This window comes from Pseudomonas mandelii (assembly GCF_002251635.1).
Taxonomy (GTDB): domain Bacteria; phylum Pseudomonadota; class Gammaproteobacteria; order Pseudomonadales; family Pseudomonadaceae; genus Aquipseudomonas; species Aquipseudomonas mandelii_B.
In genome coordinates this window covers 47,325-62,185 of the sequence record NZ_NMOJ01000088.1, presented here as the reverse complement: position 1 = coordinate 62,185, position 14,861 = coordinate 47,325, and the positions used below count along the sequence as shown (strand labels likewise).

At 60.0% G+C, this 14,861-nt stretch carries 14 protein-coding genes; 7 read left to right on the top strand and 7 right to left on the bottom strand.

Features of this window, described 5'->3' with window-relative positions; all coding sequences use genetic code 11:
• Positions 1–38 precede the first annotated feature (38 nt).
• The 3 genes from B7L09_RS12765 (at position 39) to garD (ending at position 4,567) form a co-directional block, all read left to right on the top strand.
• On the top strand, positions 39–1,484 hold the full coding sequence (locus B7L09_RS12765) for an aldehyde dehydrogenase family protein (protein WP_094469125.1): 1,446 nt from the start codon (positions 39–41) through the stop codon (positions 1,482–1,484).
• A gap of 72 nt (positions 1,485–1,556) precedes the next feature.
• Positions 1,557–3,002 carry an MFS transporter gene (locus tag B7L09_RS12760; RefSeq protein WP_255141952.1) on the top strand — a complete coding sequence of 482 codons (1,446 nt, stop codon included), beginning with the start codon at positions 1,557–1,559 and terminating at the stop codon, positions 3,000–3,002.
• Positions 3,003–3,049: 47 nt separating this feature from the next.
• Positions 3,050–4,567, top strand: coding sequence for a galactarate dehydratase (gene garD / locus B7L09_RS12755; protein WP_255141950.1), 1,518 nt, complete (start codon positions 3,050–3,052; stop codon positions 4,565–4,567).
• Between the two features lie 208 nt (positions 4,568–4,775).
• Here the strand turns inward: garD and B7L09_RS12750 are convergent, their stop codons facing one another.
• Positions 4,776–5,282: a hypothetical protein gene (locus tag B7L09_RS12750; RefSeq protein ID WP_010463377.1), complete on the bottom strand. Its 507-nt coding sequence runs from the start codon at positions 5,280–5,282 to the stop codon at positions 4,776–4,778.
• A 245-nt stretch (positions 5,283–5,527) separates the two neighbouring features.
• Between B7L09_RS12750 and B7L09_RS12745 the strand changes: the two genes are divergently transcribed.
• A complete protein-coding gene (locus tag B7L09_RS12745; protein WP_094469123.1) occupies positions 5,528–6,469 on the top strand; it encodes an AEC family transporter in 942 nt (313 codons plus the stop codon).
• A 100-nt stretch (positions 6,470–6,569) separates the two neighbouring features.
• Here the strand turns inward: B7L09_RS12745 and B7L09_RS12740 are convergent, their stop codons facing one another.
• The 6 genes from B7L09_RS12740 to gatC all read right to left on the bottom strand — a co-directional run bounded on the left by B7L09_RS12740 (position 6,570) and on the right by gatC (position 11,793).
• Positions 6,570–6,905 carry a carboxymuconolactone decarboxylase family protein gene (locus tag B7L09_RS12740; RefSeq protein ID WP_438269323.1) on the bottom strand — a complete coding sequence of 112 codons (336 nt, stop codon included), beginning with the start codon at positions 6,903–6,905 and terminating at the stop codon, positions 6,570–6,572.
• A 41-nt stretch (positions 6,906–6,946) separates the two neighbouring features.
• Positions 6,947–8,005, bottom strand: coding sequence for a calcium/sodium antiporter (locus B7L09_RS12735; RefSeq protein ID WP_094469121.1), 1,059 nt, complete (start codon positions 8,003–8,005; stop codon positions 6,947–6,949).
• 50 nt (positions 8,006–8,055) lie between these two features.
• Positions 8,056–8,430 (bottom strand): septal ring lytic transglycosylase RlpA family protein, encoded by a 375-nt coding sequence (locus B7L09_RS12730; RefSeq protein ID WP_094469120.1) that lies wholly within the window; start codon positions 8,428–8,430, stop codon positions 8,056–8,058.
• Positions 8,431–8,581: 151 nt separating this feature from the next.
• Positions 8,582–10,027 (bottom strand): Asp-tRNA(Asn)/Glu-tRNA(Gln) amidotransferase subunit GatB, encoded by a 1,446-nt coding sequence (gene gatB, locus B7L09_RS12725; protein WP_094469119.1) that lies wholly within the window; start codon positions 10,025–10,027, stop codon positions 8,582–8,584.
• A gap of 10 nt (positions 10,028–10,037) precedes the next feature.
• Positions 10,038–11,489 (bottom strand): Asp-tRNA(Asn)/Glu-tRNA(Gln) amidotransferase subunit GatA, encoded by a 1,452-nt coding sequence (gatA, locus tag B7L09_RS12720; RefSeq protein WP_094469118.1) that lies wholly within the window; start codon positions 11,487–11,489, stop codon positions 10,038–10,040.
• Positions 11,490–11,505: 16 nt separating this feature from the next.
• Positions 11,506–11,793 carry an Asp-tRNA(Asn)/Glu-tRNA(Gln) amidotransferase subunit GatC gene (gene gatC, locus B7L09_RS12715; RefSeq protein WP_053254404.1) on the bottom strand — a complete coding sequence of 96 codons (288 nt, stop codon included), beginning with the start codon at positions 11,791–11,793 and terminating at the stop codon, positions 11,506–11,508.
• A gap of 210 nt (positions 11,794–12,003) precedes the next feature.
• On the opposite strand from gatC, the gene mreB reads away from it, so the two are divergent.
• The 3 genes from mreB (at position 12,004) to mreD (ending at position 14,821) form a co-directional block, all read left to right on the top strand.
• Positions 12,004–13,041, top strand: coding sequence for a rod shape-determining protein MreB (gene mreB, locus B7L09_RS12710; protein ID WP_094469117.1), 1,038 nt, complete (start codon positions 12,004–12,006; stop codon positions 13,039–13,041).
• A 143-nt stretch (positions 13,042–13,184) separates the two neighbouring features.
• Entirely contained in the window at positions 13,185–14,330 is a 1,146-nt protein-coding gene (mreC, locus tag B7L09_RS12705; protein WP_094469116.1) for a rod shape-determining protein MreC, read from the top strand.
• Positions 14,330–14,821, top strand: coding sequence for a rod shape-determining protein MreD (gene mreD, locus B7L09_RS12700; protein ID WP_094469115.1), 492 nt, complete (start codon positions 14,330–14,332; stop codon positions 14,819–14,821). Before mreC ends, mreD begins: the two co-directional genes overlap by 1 nt.
• Positions 14,822–14,861: the final 40 nt, after the last annotated feature.

Sequence of the window (14,861 nt, the reverse complement as noted above, 5' to 3'; positions counted from 1 at the left end):
GCTGAGCAATCAGCGGCCTTTTGCGTGAGGAGATTGTTGTGGCTGATACAAAGCGTTTCGATAACTACATCAACGGTGAATGGGTTGCGGGCAGTGATTACTGCGCCAATATCAACCCGTCCGAACTGACCGACACCATCGGCGACTACGCCAAGGCTGATCTGGCCCAGGTCCACGCTGCCATCGACGCCGCGCGTGCTGCGTTTCCGGCCTGGTCGACTTCCGGCATCCAGGCTCGTCACGACGCCCTCGACAAAGTCGGCAGCGAAATCCTCGCCCGCCGTGAAGAACTCGGCACCCTGCTGGCTCGGGAAGAAGGCAAGACCCTGCCCGAAGCCATTGGCGAAGTGACGCGCGCCGGTAACATCTTCAAGTTTTTCGCCGGTGAATGCCTGCGCCTGTCCGGTGACTACGTGCCGTCGGTGCGCCCGGGCGTCAACGTTGAAGTCACCCGCGAAGCCCTCGGTGTGGTCGGCTTGATTACCCCGTGGAACTTCCCGATTGCGATTCCCGCCTGGAAAATCGCCCCAGCCCTGGCCTACGGTAACTGCGTCGTGCTGAAGCCGGCCGATCTGGTGCCGGGTTGCGCCTGGGCACTGGCGGAAATCATCTCCCGCGCCGGCTTCCCCGCCGGTGTGTTCAACCTGGTGATGGGCAGTGGCCGTGTGGTCGGCGATGTATTGGTCAACAGCCCGAAAGTCGACGGCATCAGCTTTACCGGTTCGGTCGGCGTAGGTCGTCAGATCGCGGTCAGCTGCGTCTCGCGTCAGGCCAAGGTTCAGCTGGAAATGGGGGGCAAGAACCCGCAAATCATTCTCGACGATGCCGACCTCAAACAAGCGGTCGAGCTGTCGGTGCAGAGCGCGTTCTACTCCACCGGTCAGCGTTGCACGGCGTCGAGCCGCTTCATCGTCACCGCCGGGATTCATGACAAGTTCGTCGCGGCCATGGCCGAGCGCATGAAGTCGATCAAAGTCGGCCACGCGCTTAAAACCGGCACCGACATCGGCCCGGTTGTCTCGCAAGCCCAGCTTGAACAGGACTTGAAGTACATCGACATCGGCCAGTCCGAAGGTGCACGTCTGGTCAGCGGTGGCGGTCTGGTGACCTGTGACACCGAAGGCTACTACCTCGCGCCAACGCTGTTTGCCGACAGCGAAGCCGCGATGCGGATCAGCCGTGAAGAGATTTTCGGCCCGGTCGCCAACATCGTTCGCGTCGCTGATTACGACGCCGCGCTGGCCATGGCCAACGACACCGAGTTCGGTTTGTCGGCGGGTATTGCCACCACGTCGCTGAAGTACGCCAACCACTTCAAGCGCCACTCCCAGGCCGGGATGGTGATGGTCAACCTGCCGACCGCNGGCGTGGATTACCACGTTCCATTCGGCGGGCGTAAAGGTTCATCCTATGGTTCCCGCGAGCAAGGTCGCTACGCGCAAGAGTTCTACACGGTCGTGAAGACCAGCTACATCGGTTCCTGAAACACGCAATACCTGTAGAAGCCGGCTTGCTGGCGATCGCGTCACCGCGGTGTAAATGACACACCGAGGTGCCTGCATCGCCAGCAAGCCGGCTCCTACAAAAAACATCGTTATTACCCGCATAAAAATAATCAGTGGGAGTACATCTTCATGCAAGCGACCAAGCCGACCCACGTCCGCTATTTGATCCTGCTCATGCTGTTTCTGGTGACCACGATCAACTACGCCGACCGGGCTACTATCGCGATCGCCGGCTCCAGCCTGCAAAAAGACCTCGGCATCGACGCGGTCACCCTCGGTTACATCTTCTCCGCATTCGGTTGGGCCTACGTGGCCGGGCAAATTCCCGGTGGCTGGCTGCTGGACCGGTTCGGCTCGAAAAAAATCTACGCATTAAGCATCTTCACCTGGTCACTGTTCACCGTGCTGCAAGGCTATGTCGGTGAATTTGGGGTTTCCACCGCTATTGTGGCGCTGTTCATGCTGCGCTTTTTGGTGGGCCTGGCTGAGGCGCCCTCGTTTCCCGGAAACGCACGCATCGTGGCGGCCTGGTTCCCGACCGCTGAACGCGGCACCGCTTCGGCGATCTTCAACTCGGCGCAATACTTTGCCACCGTGTTGTTCGCACCGCTGATGGGCTGGATCGTCTACAGCTTCGGCTGGCAGCACGTGTTCATCGTCATGGGCGTGATCGGCATTATCTTCTCGCTGATCTGGCTGAAAGTTATCCACAGCCCGCGCCAGCACCCGATGATCAACGAGGCTGAGCTCAAGCACATCGCTGAAAATGGCGCGATGGTCGACATGGACCAGGACAAGACCAAAGGGCAGAAAACCGATGGGCCTAAGTGGGATTACATTCGCCAACTGCTGACCAACCGCATGATGCTCGGCGTGTACCTGGGCCAATACTGCATCAACGGCATTACCTACTTCTTCCTGACCTGGTTCCCGGTGTACCTGGTGCAGGATCGTGGCATGACCATTCTCAAGGCCGGTTTCATTGCGTCTTTGCCGGCGATCTGCGGGTTTATAGGTGGGGTGTTGGGCGGCGTGATTTCCGACTACCTGCTGCGCAAGGGCCATTCGCTGACGTTTGCGCGCAAGGCGCCGATCATCGGTGGGTTGCTGATCTCCAGCAGCATCGTGGCGTGCAACTATGTCGACATCGAATGGATGGTGGTGGGCTTCATGGCCCTGGCCTTCTTCGGTAAAGGCGTTGGCGCACTGGGTTGGGCGGTGGTGTCCGACACCTCGCCGAAACAAATCGCCGGCCTCAGTGGTGGCTTGTTCAATATGTTTGGCAACCTGGCGTCTATCAGTACGCCTATCGTGATCGGTTACATCATCAGCACCACCGGCTCGTTCAAATGGGCGCTGGTGTTTGTCGGTTGCAACGCACTGGTCGCGGTGTTCAGCTACCTGGTGATCGTCGGTCCGATCAAGCGTGTGGTGCTCAAAGAGCCGCCCGTCAGCGGTCCTGAAACTAATAACAAATTGTCTCAAGCGCATTCCTGAGGAGCGGCGTCATGCAGTTGATTGAACATTCCGACTCGCCGCGCTAGATCCGTTTGCACGAGCGTGACAACGTGGTGATCGTGGTCAACGACCAAGGCGTACCGGCCGGGACCGAGTTTCCTGATGGTCTGGTGACCGTGGACTTCGTGCCACAGAGCCATAAAGTCACCCTCGAGGACATTCCCGAGGGCGGTCAGGTGATTCGTTACGGCCAGACCATCGGTTACGCCCTGGCGCCGATTCCGCGTGGCAGTTGGGTGCAGGAAGACCAACTGCGCATGCCCACCGCGCCACCGCTGGACAGCTTGCCGCTGTCCACCGAAGTGCCCGACACCCAGGCGCCATTGGAAGGCTTCACCTTCGAGGGTTATCGCAATGCCGACGGCACCGTGGGCACGCGCAATATCCTCGGTATTACCACCACGGTGCAGTGCGTCACCGGCGTGCTGGACCATGCGGTCAAGCGCATCAAGGATGAGTTGCTGCCCAAGTACCCTCACGTCGATGACGTGGTGGCGCTGACCCACAGTTACGGCTGCGGCGTGGCGATCACCGCGACGGATGCCTACATCCCGATCCGCACCGTGCGCAATCTGGCGCGCAACCCGAACCTGGGTGGCGAAGCGCTGGTGATCAGCCTGGGCTGCGAGAAATTGCAGGCCGGGCAGGTGATGCACGACAACGACAGCTCCGTCGACCTGAGCGAGCCATGGCTGTATCGGCTGCAGGATTCCAGCCACGGTTTTACCGAGATGATCGAGCAGATCATGGCGCTGGCCGAGGTCCGTTTGAAAAAACTCGACCAGCGCCGCCGTGAAACCGTGCCGGCGTCGGAACTGATCCTGGGCATGCAGTGCGGCGGCAGCGATGCATTTTCCGGCATCACTGCCAACCCGGCGCTGGGCTATGCCTCGGACTTGCTGCTGCGGGCCGGGGCGACGGTGATGTTTTCCGAAGTGACTGAGGTCCGCGATGCCATCTATCTGCTGACTTCNCGGGCGCAGACCAAGGAAATTGCCGAAGAGCTGGTCAGGGAAATGGACTGGTACGACCGTTACCTGGCCAAAGGCGAGGCGGACCGCAGTGCCAACACCACACCGGGCAACAAAAAGGGCGGGCTGTCGAATATTGTCGAGAAGTCCCTGGGCTCCATCGTCAAATCCGGCAGCAGCGCGATCAATGGCGTGCTCGGCCCGGGCGAGCGCATCAAGAGCAAAGGCCTGATCTTCTGCGCGACGCCGGCCAGCGACTTTGTGTGCGGCACTTTGCAACTGGCGGCCGGGATGAACCTGCATGTGTTCACCACCGGGCGCGGTACGCCTTACGGGCTGGCGATGGCGCCGGTGGTGAAGGTCTCGACGCGTACGGAATTGGCTCAGCGCTGGCCGGACCTGATCGATATTGACGCCGGGCGCATTGCCACCGGGCGTGCGACGATCGAGGAGTTGGGGTGGGAGTTGTTCCACTTCTACCTGGACGTGGCCAGCGGCAAGAAGCAGACGTGGGCGGAGCGGCACAAGCTGCATAACGACATTACGCTGTTCAACCCGGCGCCCATTACCTGAGACCGCGTCGAACCCTGTGGGAGCTGGCTTGCCTGCGATGGGGATGTATCAGTAACGGATGTATCGACTGACACTCTGCCATCGCAGGCAAGCCAGCTCCCACATTTGATGGGGCTTACCCAGACGAGCTGGCTTTCGATCAGCACCCTAAATACCTTGTCGATCAAGTGTTAATGCGGTGCTTTTAGCTTTTTATGGATGCCTCAGACTAAACCAATGACCACGCCAGATTATCCAGATAAACGTCGCCAGCGGTCACGGAGTAGTTGCCAGAAAAGCCGACGATCGCTAGTTCATCAAAGGGTTTTTCTGCAATTTCGAACGCTTTGTCTTCGGAACTGATAGGGGCGCCGTATACGACTTCTCCTTTCTTCATTGCAATAATATAGGCAGTACCACGTTCATTGCCGCCAGCTGCCTTGATCTGGAACCTCAGGCTATTCACATAGTTTCCAAATGAAAATCTCAATCTGGAACCACTTGGCAAATATAGACTTTTATCGCCGAAGCCCGCCCCATCGGGAGCTTTTACTATTCCTGACGTTTTATCGTCCGGTTGATGTTCGACAGTAGCGATTAAATTGTTACTGAATCGCACGGGTAGTTGCAACAAAAAAGACTGGAGGGGTTCTCTTTCCCAGTCCTCCTTGTTCTCTGAGACAGTACCGGTTTTTGAAGCGCCTGAAAATTTATCGCCTGTTGATTTAACTGACATATTTTTTACTCCTGTAATTTGTTTTATTTGCGGGATTATTAAGTGCCCGACGACTAAGCATTCGCTACGCCTGCATCGCGAGCAAGCTCGCTCCCACAGGGGATCTTCTTTGTTGCACAAATTGTATGAACACTGAAGATCAATGTGGGAGCGAGCTTGCTCGCGATGGCGGTCTACCAGACGGCAGGGGATCCGGTGGCTTATCATTAGCCCCCTAACGACGCTCACCCAAGGTTATCCCCGGCATGCTGGCTATCTTCCTCACCACCCTCACCATCACCGCGCCGGTGTTTGCCATGCTGTTCCTCGGTGTGCTGCTCAAGCGCATCCACTGGATCAACGACAACTTTATCCACACCGCCTCGTCCCTGGTATTCAACGTCACCATGCCGGCGCTGTTGTTCCTGGGCATCCTGCATGCCGACCTGCACTCGGCGCTCNAACCGGCGCTGCTGATCTACTTCTCGCTCGCCACGCTGGCGTGTTTTGCCATCGCCTGGGGCTGGGCGATCTTCANTTGCCCGCGTGAGGACCGTGGCATCTACACCCAGGGCGCGTTTCGCGGCAATAACGGCGTGATCGGCCTGGCGCTGGCGGCCAGCATGTACGGCGACTACGGCATTTCCCTCGGCGCGATCCTCGCGGCGCTGGTGATCCTGTTCTACAACACGCTGTCGACCATCGTGCTGGCGGTGTACAGCCCGGTGATCAAGTCCGACCCCTGGAGCATCTTCAAAAGTGTGATAGCCAACCCGCTGATCATCAGCGTGATTGCGGCCGCGCCGTTCGCTATTTTCAATCTCGGCCTGCCTGCCTGGCTGGAGTCGTCCGGCCAGTATCTGGCGCAAACCACGTTGCCGNTGGCACTGATCTGCATCGGCGGCACCTTGTCACTGGCGGCCTTGCGCAAAAGCGGGAGCATGGCGCTCAGCTCAAGCCTGGTGAAGATGATCGGCCTGCCAGTGCTGGCGACGTTGGGGGCGTGGCTTTGGGGATTTCGCGGGGCGGAGTTGGGGATTCTGTTTCTGTATTTCGGCGCGCCGACTGCGGCGGCGAGTTTCGTCATGGCCAGGGCGGCGGAGGGTAATCATGAACTGGCGGCGGCGATTATCGTGATCACCACGTTGATGGCGGCGGTGACCACCAATATCGGGATCTTCGTGTTGCAGGCGGGGGGCTGGATCTAGNNNTNTGGGTTGCGGCACAAATTGCATAAACACTGAAGACCACTGTGGGAGCGAGCTTGCTCGCGATGGCGCCAGTCCTGTCACCACAACCTTTGAAGACTTACTCAGGCTTCTGATAACTGTCGATCACTTCCTGCGCCGCGCGAAACGCGTCAATCGCCGCTGGCACACCCGCATACACCGCGCAATGCAGCAGCGCCTCGCGAATCTCTTCCACGGTACAGCCATTGTTCAACGCGCCACGTACGTGGCCCTTGAGTTCCTGCGGGCATTTGAGCGCCGTGAGGGCGGCGAGGGTGATCAGGCTGCGGGTCTTCAATGGCAGACCTTCGCGGTTCCACACGCTGCCCCAGGCATGTTCGTTGACGAAATCCTGCAGCGGCTGGGTGAACTCGGTGGCATTGCCCAGGGCGCGATCGACGAACACATCGCCCATCACCTGGCGACGCACTTCAACGCCAGGCTTTTTGTTATCGGTCACGGCATTTCCCTCTTGTGGTGTTGGCGACGCCAGGCGCGCAGCGACGTGAACAGCAGAAACGCCACCAGCGCCGGGAGGACGTAAAACAGCATCAAGTGTTCAAGTTTGCCGGCCAGGGGCATGCCGGTGGTGAACGACACCACGTGCAGACCGTAAGCCAGGTACAAACCCAGGAACAGCAGACCTTCGGCGCGGGTCACCCGGTAACCGGTGTAGAACACCGGCAGGCACAGCACCACCACGCCGAGCATCACCGGCAGGTCGAAGTCCAGGGCGTTGGGCGACACCGACAGCGGAGAGGGCGCCACCAGGGCCGTAAACCCCAGCACACCCAGGAGGTTGAACAGGTTGCTGCCGATCACGTTGCCCACGGCAATGTCCCGTTGACCGCGCAACGCAGCGATCAACGAGGTGGCCAGTTCCGGCAGAGAGGTGCTGACGGCGACGATGGTCAGGCCGATGACACGCTCCGACAGCCCCAGATCAGTGGCGACCGCCACGGCGGCCCCCAGCAACAAATGCCCGGCGTAGACCAGCATCGCCAGTCCGGTGACGATCATCAGCACGCTGCTGAACCACGGTGCCCGAAGTGTTCCGTCATGGGAGGGCGGACGGGCCGAGTGCCGCGACTGGCGCAGCAGCAAGCCCAGATACAGCGCCAGGGCGGCCAGCAGAATCATGCCGTCCACACGGTTCAGCTCTTCATTCCACGCCAGTAAAAACACCAGCAGGCTGGCGCCGATCATCAGAGGAATATCCAGGCGCACCAGTTGCCGCGAAACNCGCAGGGGGATGATCAGCGCGGACAGGCCCAAGGTGACGAGGATGTTGAAGATGCTGCTGCCGATCACGCTGCCCACGGCAATGTCNGNGTTTTGCGCCAGGGTGGCTTGCAAACTGACGGTCATCTGCGGCGCACTGCTGCCGAAGGCGACGATGCTCAAACCGATGATCAGCGGCCGCACCTTGAGGCTGGCCGCCAGGCGCACGGCACCACGGACCATCAACTCGGCACCGGCGATCAGCAACAGCAGGCCTCCGAGCAATTCAATCACGCTGATCAGGGGTAAATCGAAAAGTCCGGAAATGGTCGGGGCTCCGTTTGTTAATCGTCTAGGGCTTGCACGCGAACCCGCGCGGTGCCGCTACGGAGCATACCCAGTTGTTCGGCGGCCTCGTGTGAAAGATCAATCAGGCGACCACGGGTGTGCGGCCCGCGGTCGTTGATACGGACCACGCAGGACTTGTCGTTATTCAGATTGGTGACCTTCACCCGCGTGCCGAACGGCAACTGGCGATGGGCGGCGGTCAGGGAATTCTTGTTAAAACGCTCGCCGCTGGCGGTGCGTTTACCTTGATGTTTGGCGCCGTAATACGAAGCCATGCCGGTCTTGTCGTAGCCGTGTGGATCAATGACATCATTGCTGGCGCAACCGGCCAGCAGAGCGAGCAGGGCGCAGGCACCCAGTAGACGCTTCATTTGAAAGCTTCCGAAAATAAATGTGGCGAGGGAGCTTGCTCCCGCTCGGCCGCGNAGCGATTGCCGATTTGGGTCTGCTTCGCAGACCAGCGGGAGCAAGCTCCCTCGCCACAGGGAATGGAGCCAGTAATTTGAGCTGGCTCCATTCCGGTCAGCCTTCGAGCTTGCTTTTCAGCAGTTCGTTGACCTGTTGCGGGTTGGCCTTGCCTTTGGAGGCTTTCATCGCCTGACCGACAAAGAAGCCGAACATCTTGCCGCGCTTGGCTTCGTCTGCGGCGCGGTATTGCTCGACCTGCTCGGCGTTGGCCGCGAGCATTTCGTCCAGCACCGCCGAGATCGCGCCGCTGTCGGTCACTTGCTTGAGGCCGCGCTTGTCGATGATCTCGTCCGCGCTGCCTTCGCCGTTGGCCATCGCTTCGAACACGACCTTGGCGATTTTGCCGGAGATGGTGTTGTCCTTGATGCGCAGCAGCATGCCGCCCAGTTGTTCGGCGGTAACCGGTGCTTCGTCGATTTCCAGGCCCTGCTTGTTCAGCAGGCTGCCCAGTTCAACCATCACCCAGTTGGCCGCCAGCTTGGCGTCGCCGGCAATGCTCACGACTTTTTCGAAGTAGTTGGCTTGCTCACGGCTGGACGCCAATACGCTGGCATCGTAGACCGACAGGCCGAACTGCGCCTGGAAACGCTCGCGTTTTTGCTGCGGCAATTCCGGCAGGGTGGCACGGATGTCATTGAGGAACGAATCCTCAAGGACCACCGGCAACAGGTCCGGGTCGGGGAAGTAACGGTAGTCGTTGGCTTCCTCTTTGCTGCGCATGGCGCGGGTTTCATCTTTGTTCGGATCGTACAGGCGGGTTTGCTGGATCACCTTGCCGCCGTCTTCGATCAGTTCGATCTGGCGACGCACTTCGCTGTTGATCGCCTTCTCGATAAAACGGAACGAGTTGACGTTCTTGATCTCGCAGCGGGTGCCGAACTCGACCTGGCCCTTTGGACGGATCGACACGTTACAGTCGCAACGCAGCGAGCCTTCGGCCATGTTGCCGTCGCAGATGCCCAGGTAGCGCACCAGCGCGTGGATCGTCTTGACGTAAGCCACGGCTTCCTTGGCGCTGCGCATGTCCGGCTCGGAGACGATTTCCAGTAACGGCGTGCCGGCACGGTTCAGGTCGATGCCGGTAGCGCCCGGGAATTCTTCGTGCAGGCTTTTACCGGCGTCTTCTTCCAGGTGCGCGCGGGTGACGCCGACACGNTTGATCGTGCCGTCTTCCAGCGGGATGTCCAGGTAGCCTTTGCCGACGATCGGCAATTCCATCTGGCTGATCTGGTAGCCCTTGGGCAGGTCCGGGTAGAAGTAGTTCTTGCGCGCGAACACGTTGTGCTGGCCGATCTCGGCGTCAATCGCCAGGCCGAACATCACCGCCATGCGCACCGCTTCCTGGTTCAACACCGGCAGTACGCCGGGCATGCCCAGGTCGACCAGGCTGGCCTGGGTGTTGGGCTCTGCGCCGAACGTGGTGGCGCTACCGGAGAAAATCTTCGATTGGGTGGCGAGCTGGGTATGAATCTCCAGCCCGATCACAACTTCCCATTGCATGTGNTTCTCCTCAGAAGCCGGTAGGGGTGCGAGTGTGCCAGTCGGTGTTCAACTGGTACTGGTGCGCCACATTGAGCAGGCGGCCTTCCTGGAAATACGGGGCGAGCAATTGCACGCCGACCGGCAGGCCATCGACGAAACCGGCTGGCATGGACAAGCCCGGCAAGCCCGCGAGGTTGGCGGTGATGGTGTACAGGTCTTCCAGGTACTCGGCGATTGGGTCGCCGGTCTTGGCGCCAATCTTCCAGGCCGGGTTCGGCGTGGTTGGGCCGAGGATCACATCGACTTCTTCAAAAGCAGCCATGAAGTCGTTCTTGATCAGGCGACGGATTTTTTGCGCCTTGAGGTAGTACGCGTCGTAGTAGCCGGCCGACAGTGCGTAGGCACCGACCATAATGCGGCGTTGTACTTCGGCACCGAAGCCTTCGCCCCGGGAGCGTTTGTACAGGTCGGTCAGGTCTTTCGGGTTTTCACAGCGGTAGCCGAAACGTACGCCGTCGAAACGCGACAGGTTGGAGGAGGCTTCTGCCGGCGCGATCACGTAGTACGCAGGAATCGCGTGCTGGTTGTTCGGCAGGCTGACTTCCTTGATCACGGCGCCGAGCTTTTCCAGCTCTTTGACGCTGTTGTGCACCAGTTCGGCGATACGCGGGTCGAGGCCGGCGCTGAAATACTCTTTCGGCACGCCGATNCGCAGGCCTTTCAGCGAGTCGTTGAGGCTGGCGCTGTAATCCGGCACGGGCTCGTCGATGCTGGTGGAGTCATTGGTNTCGAACCCGGCCATACCTTGTAACAATATTGCGCAGTCTTCGGCAGTGCGTGCCAACGGGCCGCCCTGATCCAGGCTGGAGGCGTAGGCGATCATGCCCCAACGGGAAACGCGACCGTAGGTCGGCTTCAGGCCGGTGAGGTTGGTGAACGCAGCAGGTTGACGGATCGAGCCGCCGGTGTCGGTTGCCGTGGCGGCCGGCAGGAAGCGCGCGGCAACGGCGGCAGCCGAACCACCCGACGAACCGCCGGGCACATGTTCCAGGTTCCACGGGTTTTTTACCGCGCCGTAGTAGCTCGACTCGTTGGCCGAACCCATGGCGAATTCGTCCATGTTGGTCTTGCCCAGGGTCACGGCCCCGGCGGTAGCCAGCTTGGACACCACGGTGGCGTCGTAGGGCGCCTTGAAGTTGTCGAGCATCTTCGAGCCGCAGCTGGTGCGAATGCCATGGGTGCAGAACAGGTCTTTGTGGGCGATCGGTGTGCCCAGCAGTGCGCCGTTTTCACCGTTGGCGCGACGCACGTCGGCGGCCTTGGCCTGGCTCAGGGCCAGCTCTTCGGTGAGGCTGATGAAGCTGTTGACCTTCGTGTCGAGCTCGGCGATACGCGCAAGCAGGGTCTTGGTCAGCTCTTCGGAAGAAAACTTTTTGTCGGCGAGACCGCGGGCGATCTCGGCCAGAGTCATGTGATGCATTGCAGGCTCTTTCCCTTTAGTCGATGACTTTCGGAACCAGGTACAGGCCGTTTTCGACCGCTGGCGCGATGGACTGGTAGGCCTCGCGATTATTTCGCTCGGTCACAACGTCTGCACGCAGGCGCTGGCTGGCTTCTAGTGGGTGAGCCAGGGGCTCGATGCCGTCGGTATTGACGGCCTGCATTTGGTCAGCCAGCCCGAGAATGCTGTTCAAGGCTGCGGTGGTCTGTGGAAGATCGGCTTCATTCAGGCCAAGCGAGGCCAGATGAGCGATTTTTTCCACGTCGGAGCGTTCAAGCGCCATGGGATTCTCCAGTGGAAAACAGAACGGAGGGCGTCCGTGTGTTAGATTGTCGGAACACTACCGCATTTCTACGGTCATAAGGCCGCGATTGTGGGGGTTGGTGCACAGAAAGTCGGCCAATTTAGCACATTGGCGCCTTGCCCAAAATCCCTGTCGTTGTTAGAGTTTGCCGCACTTTTTTACCCACGCGTTGCCTAGGGTCCTTTCCCCATGTTCAAGAAACTGCGTGGCATGTTTTCCAGCGATCTTTCCATTGACCTGGGCACTGCCAACACCCTTATTTACGTGCGCGAGCGCGGTATCGTTCTGAATGAGCCATCGGTTGTGGCCATTCGGACNCANGGTAATCAGAAAAGTGTCGTTGCCGTTGGCACCGAGGCCAAGCGCATGCTCGGCCGAACACCAGGCAACATCGCTGCCATTCGTCCGATGAAAGACGGCGTGATCGCCGACTTCAGCGTCTGCGAGAAGATGCTGCAGTACTTCATCAATAAAGTTCACGAAAACAGTTTTCTGCAGCCCAGCCCTCGTGTGCTGATCTGCGTTCCATGCAAGTCCACCCAGGTGGAGCGTCGTGCCATCCGTGAATCGGCCCTTGGTGCCGGTGCTCGCGAAGTGTTCCTGATCGAAGAGCCAATGGCTGCCGCTATCGGCGCTGGTTTGCCGGTTGAGGAAGCGCGCGGTTCGATGGTGGTCGATATCGGTGGTGGTACCACTGAAATCGCCCTGATTTCCCTGAACGGTGTGGTGTATGCCGAATCCGTCCGTGTAGGCGGCGACCGCTTCGACGAAGCGATCATCACTTATGTGCGTCGTAACTACGGCAGCCTGATCGGTGAATCCACTGCTGAGCGCATCAAGCAGGAAATCGGCACCGCTTACCCGGGCGGCGAAGTTCGCGAAGTCGATGTTCGCGGTCGCAACCTGGCCGAAGGCGTTCCACGTGCCTTCACCCTGAATTCCAACGAAGTGCTGGAAGCTCTGCAAGAGTCCCTGGCCACTATCGTTCAGGCTGTGAAGAGCGCCCTGGAGCAATCGCCGCCGGAACTGGCTTCCGACATCGCCGAGCGTGGCCTGGTGCTGACTGGTGGTGGTGCCTTGTTGCGCGACCTCGACAAGCTGCTGGCCCAGGAAACCGGCCTGCCGGTGATCGTTGCCGAAGACCCGCTGACCTGCGTCGCCCGTGGCGGTGGCCGTGCACTGGAAATGATGGATAAACACACCATGGACCTGCTGTCGAGCGAGTGATCTCGCCCGACGCATCTATGCTGTTGAGCGCGCAGGCGGCACTTTGCAGTGCTGCCTGTTGGCGTTTATCTTCTGTCAATCTGCATCCAGGCCGGTTTGATGCCGTATGAATAAAGAGAACATTTGCCTGGGAGGAGCGGCTTATTAAACCGCTTTTCGCCAAAGGCCCCTCATTGGGCGTGCGCTTATTGGTGCTGGTCGTGCTTTCGGTCGCGCTGATGGTGGTCGATGCCCGCTTTGCACTGCTCAAGCCCGTGCGTAGCCAGATGTCGCTGGTGTTGATGCAGACTTACTGGATCACCGACCTGCCGCAACGTCTCTACCAGGGCGTGGCCAGCCAATTCGGCAGCCGCACCGAGCTGGTCGCCGAGAACGAAAAACTCAAGACTGAAAACCTGCTGTTGCAGGGGCGCATGCAAAAGCTGGCGGCCCTCACCGAGCAGAACGTTCGGCTGCGCGAGTTGCTCAATTCTTCCGCGCTGGTCAACGAAAAGGTCGAGGTGGCCGAGTTGATCGGCATGGACCCCAATCCGTTTACCCATCGCATCATCATCAACAAGGGTGAACGCGACGGTGTGGTCCTCGGTCAGCCGGTGCTCGACGCCCGTGGCCTGATGGGCCAGGTGGTTGAGCTGATGCCTTACACCTCACGGGTGTTGNTGCTGACCGACACCACCCACAGCATTCCGGTGCAAGTGAACCGCAACGGTCTGCGAGCAATCGCCAGCGGCACCGGTAACCCGGAGCGCCTGGAACTGCGTCACGTCGCGGACACGGCTGATATCAAGGAAGGCGATCTGTTGGTCAGTTCCGGCCTCGGTCAGCGATTCCCGGCCGGTTACCCGGTCGCGACCGTCAAGGAAGTGATCCACGATTCCGGCCAGCCGTTTGCCATCGTGCGTGCCGTGCCAACCGCCGCGTTGAACCGCAGCCGTTACCTGCTGCTGGTGTTCACCGACGGCCGCACCGCCGAAGAGCGCGCCAACGAAGCTGCCCAGGCGCAAGAAGCGCTGGACCAGCACGGTGGTGGGCCGATCATTCCGGCGACCGTGCCTAAACCCGTGCCGGCGACCGTGGTGGTGCCCGCCGCAGCCGCTGCGCCTGCTGCAACGCCTGCCGCAACACCGGCAGTACCAGCACCGGCGTCAACCCCGGCCAAACCTGCGGCCGCCAAGCCCCCCGCAGCGCAACCTGCCGCAACCAAACCGCCGGCCACTCAACCGGCTGCGGTGAAGCCTGCCGCCAAACCGCCTGTCTCCGCGCCGGCTACCACTGGGGGACGAGAATAATGGTCGGTGCTACCGCATCCCGAAATGGCTGGATGATCTGGCTGACGTTTGCCATTGGCATGCTGCTAAGCGTTTCGCCGCTGCCGCAATTCATGGAAATCCTGCGACCGCTCTGGCTCGCGTTGNTGCTGGCTTTCTGGGCGTTGTACTTGCCGCAGAAAGTCGGCATGGTCACCGCGTGGTGCCTGGGCCTGGCGGAAGACGTGCTCTATGGCACCTTGCTGGGCCAGAACGCGTTGATCCTCACCTTGATTACGTTCCTGGTGCTGTCACTGCAACAGCGCCTGCGGATGTTCCCGATGTGGCAGCAGTGCCTGGTGATCCTGGTGATCTTCGGCCTCGCGCAGCTGGTTCAACTATGGCTGAGCGCCCTGACCGGCAATCGTCAGCCGACGTTGGCGCTGGTACTGCCGGCCTTGGTCAGTGCATTGCTCTGGCCATGGGTCAGCTACGGTTTGCGCGGGTTGCGTCGACGCTACAAAATCAATTAATTCGGTCAGGCATCTGCCAGTACCTCGACAGGGAGATGTC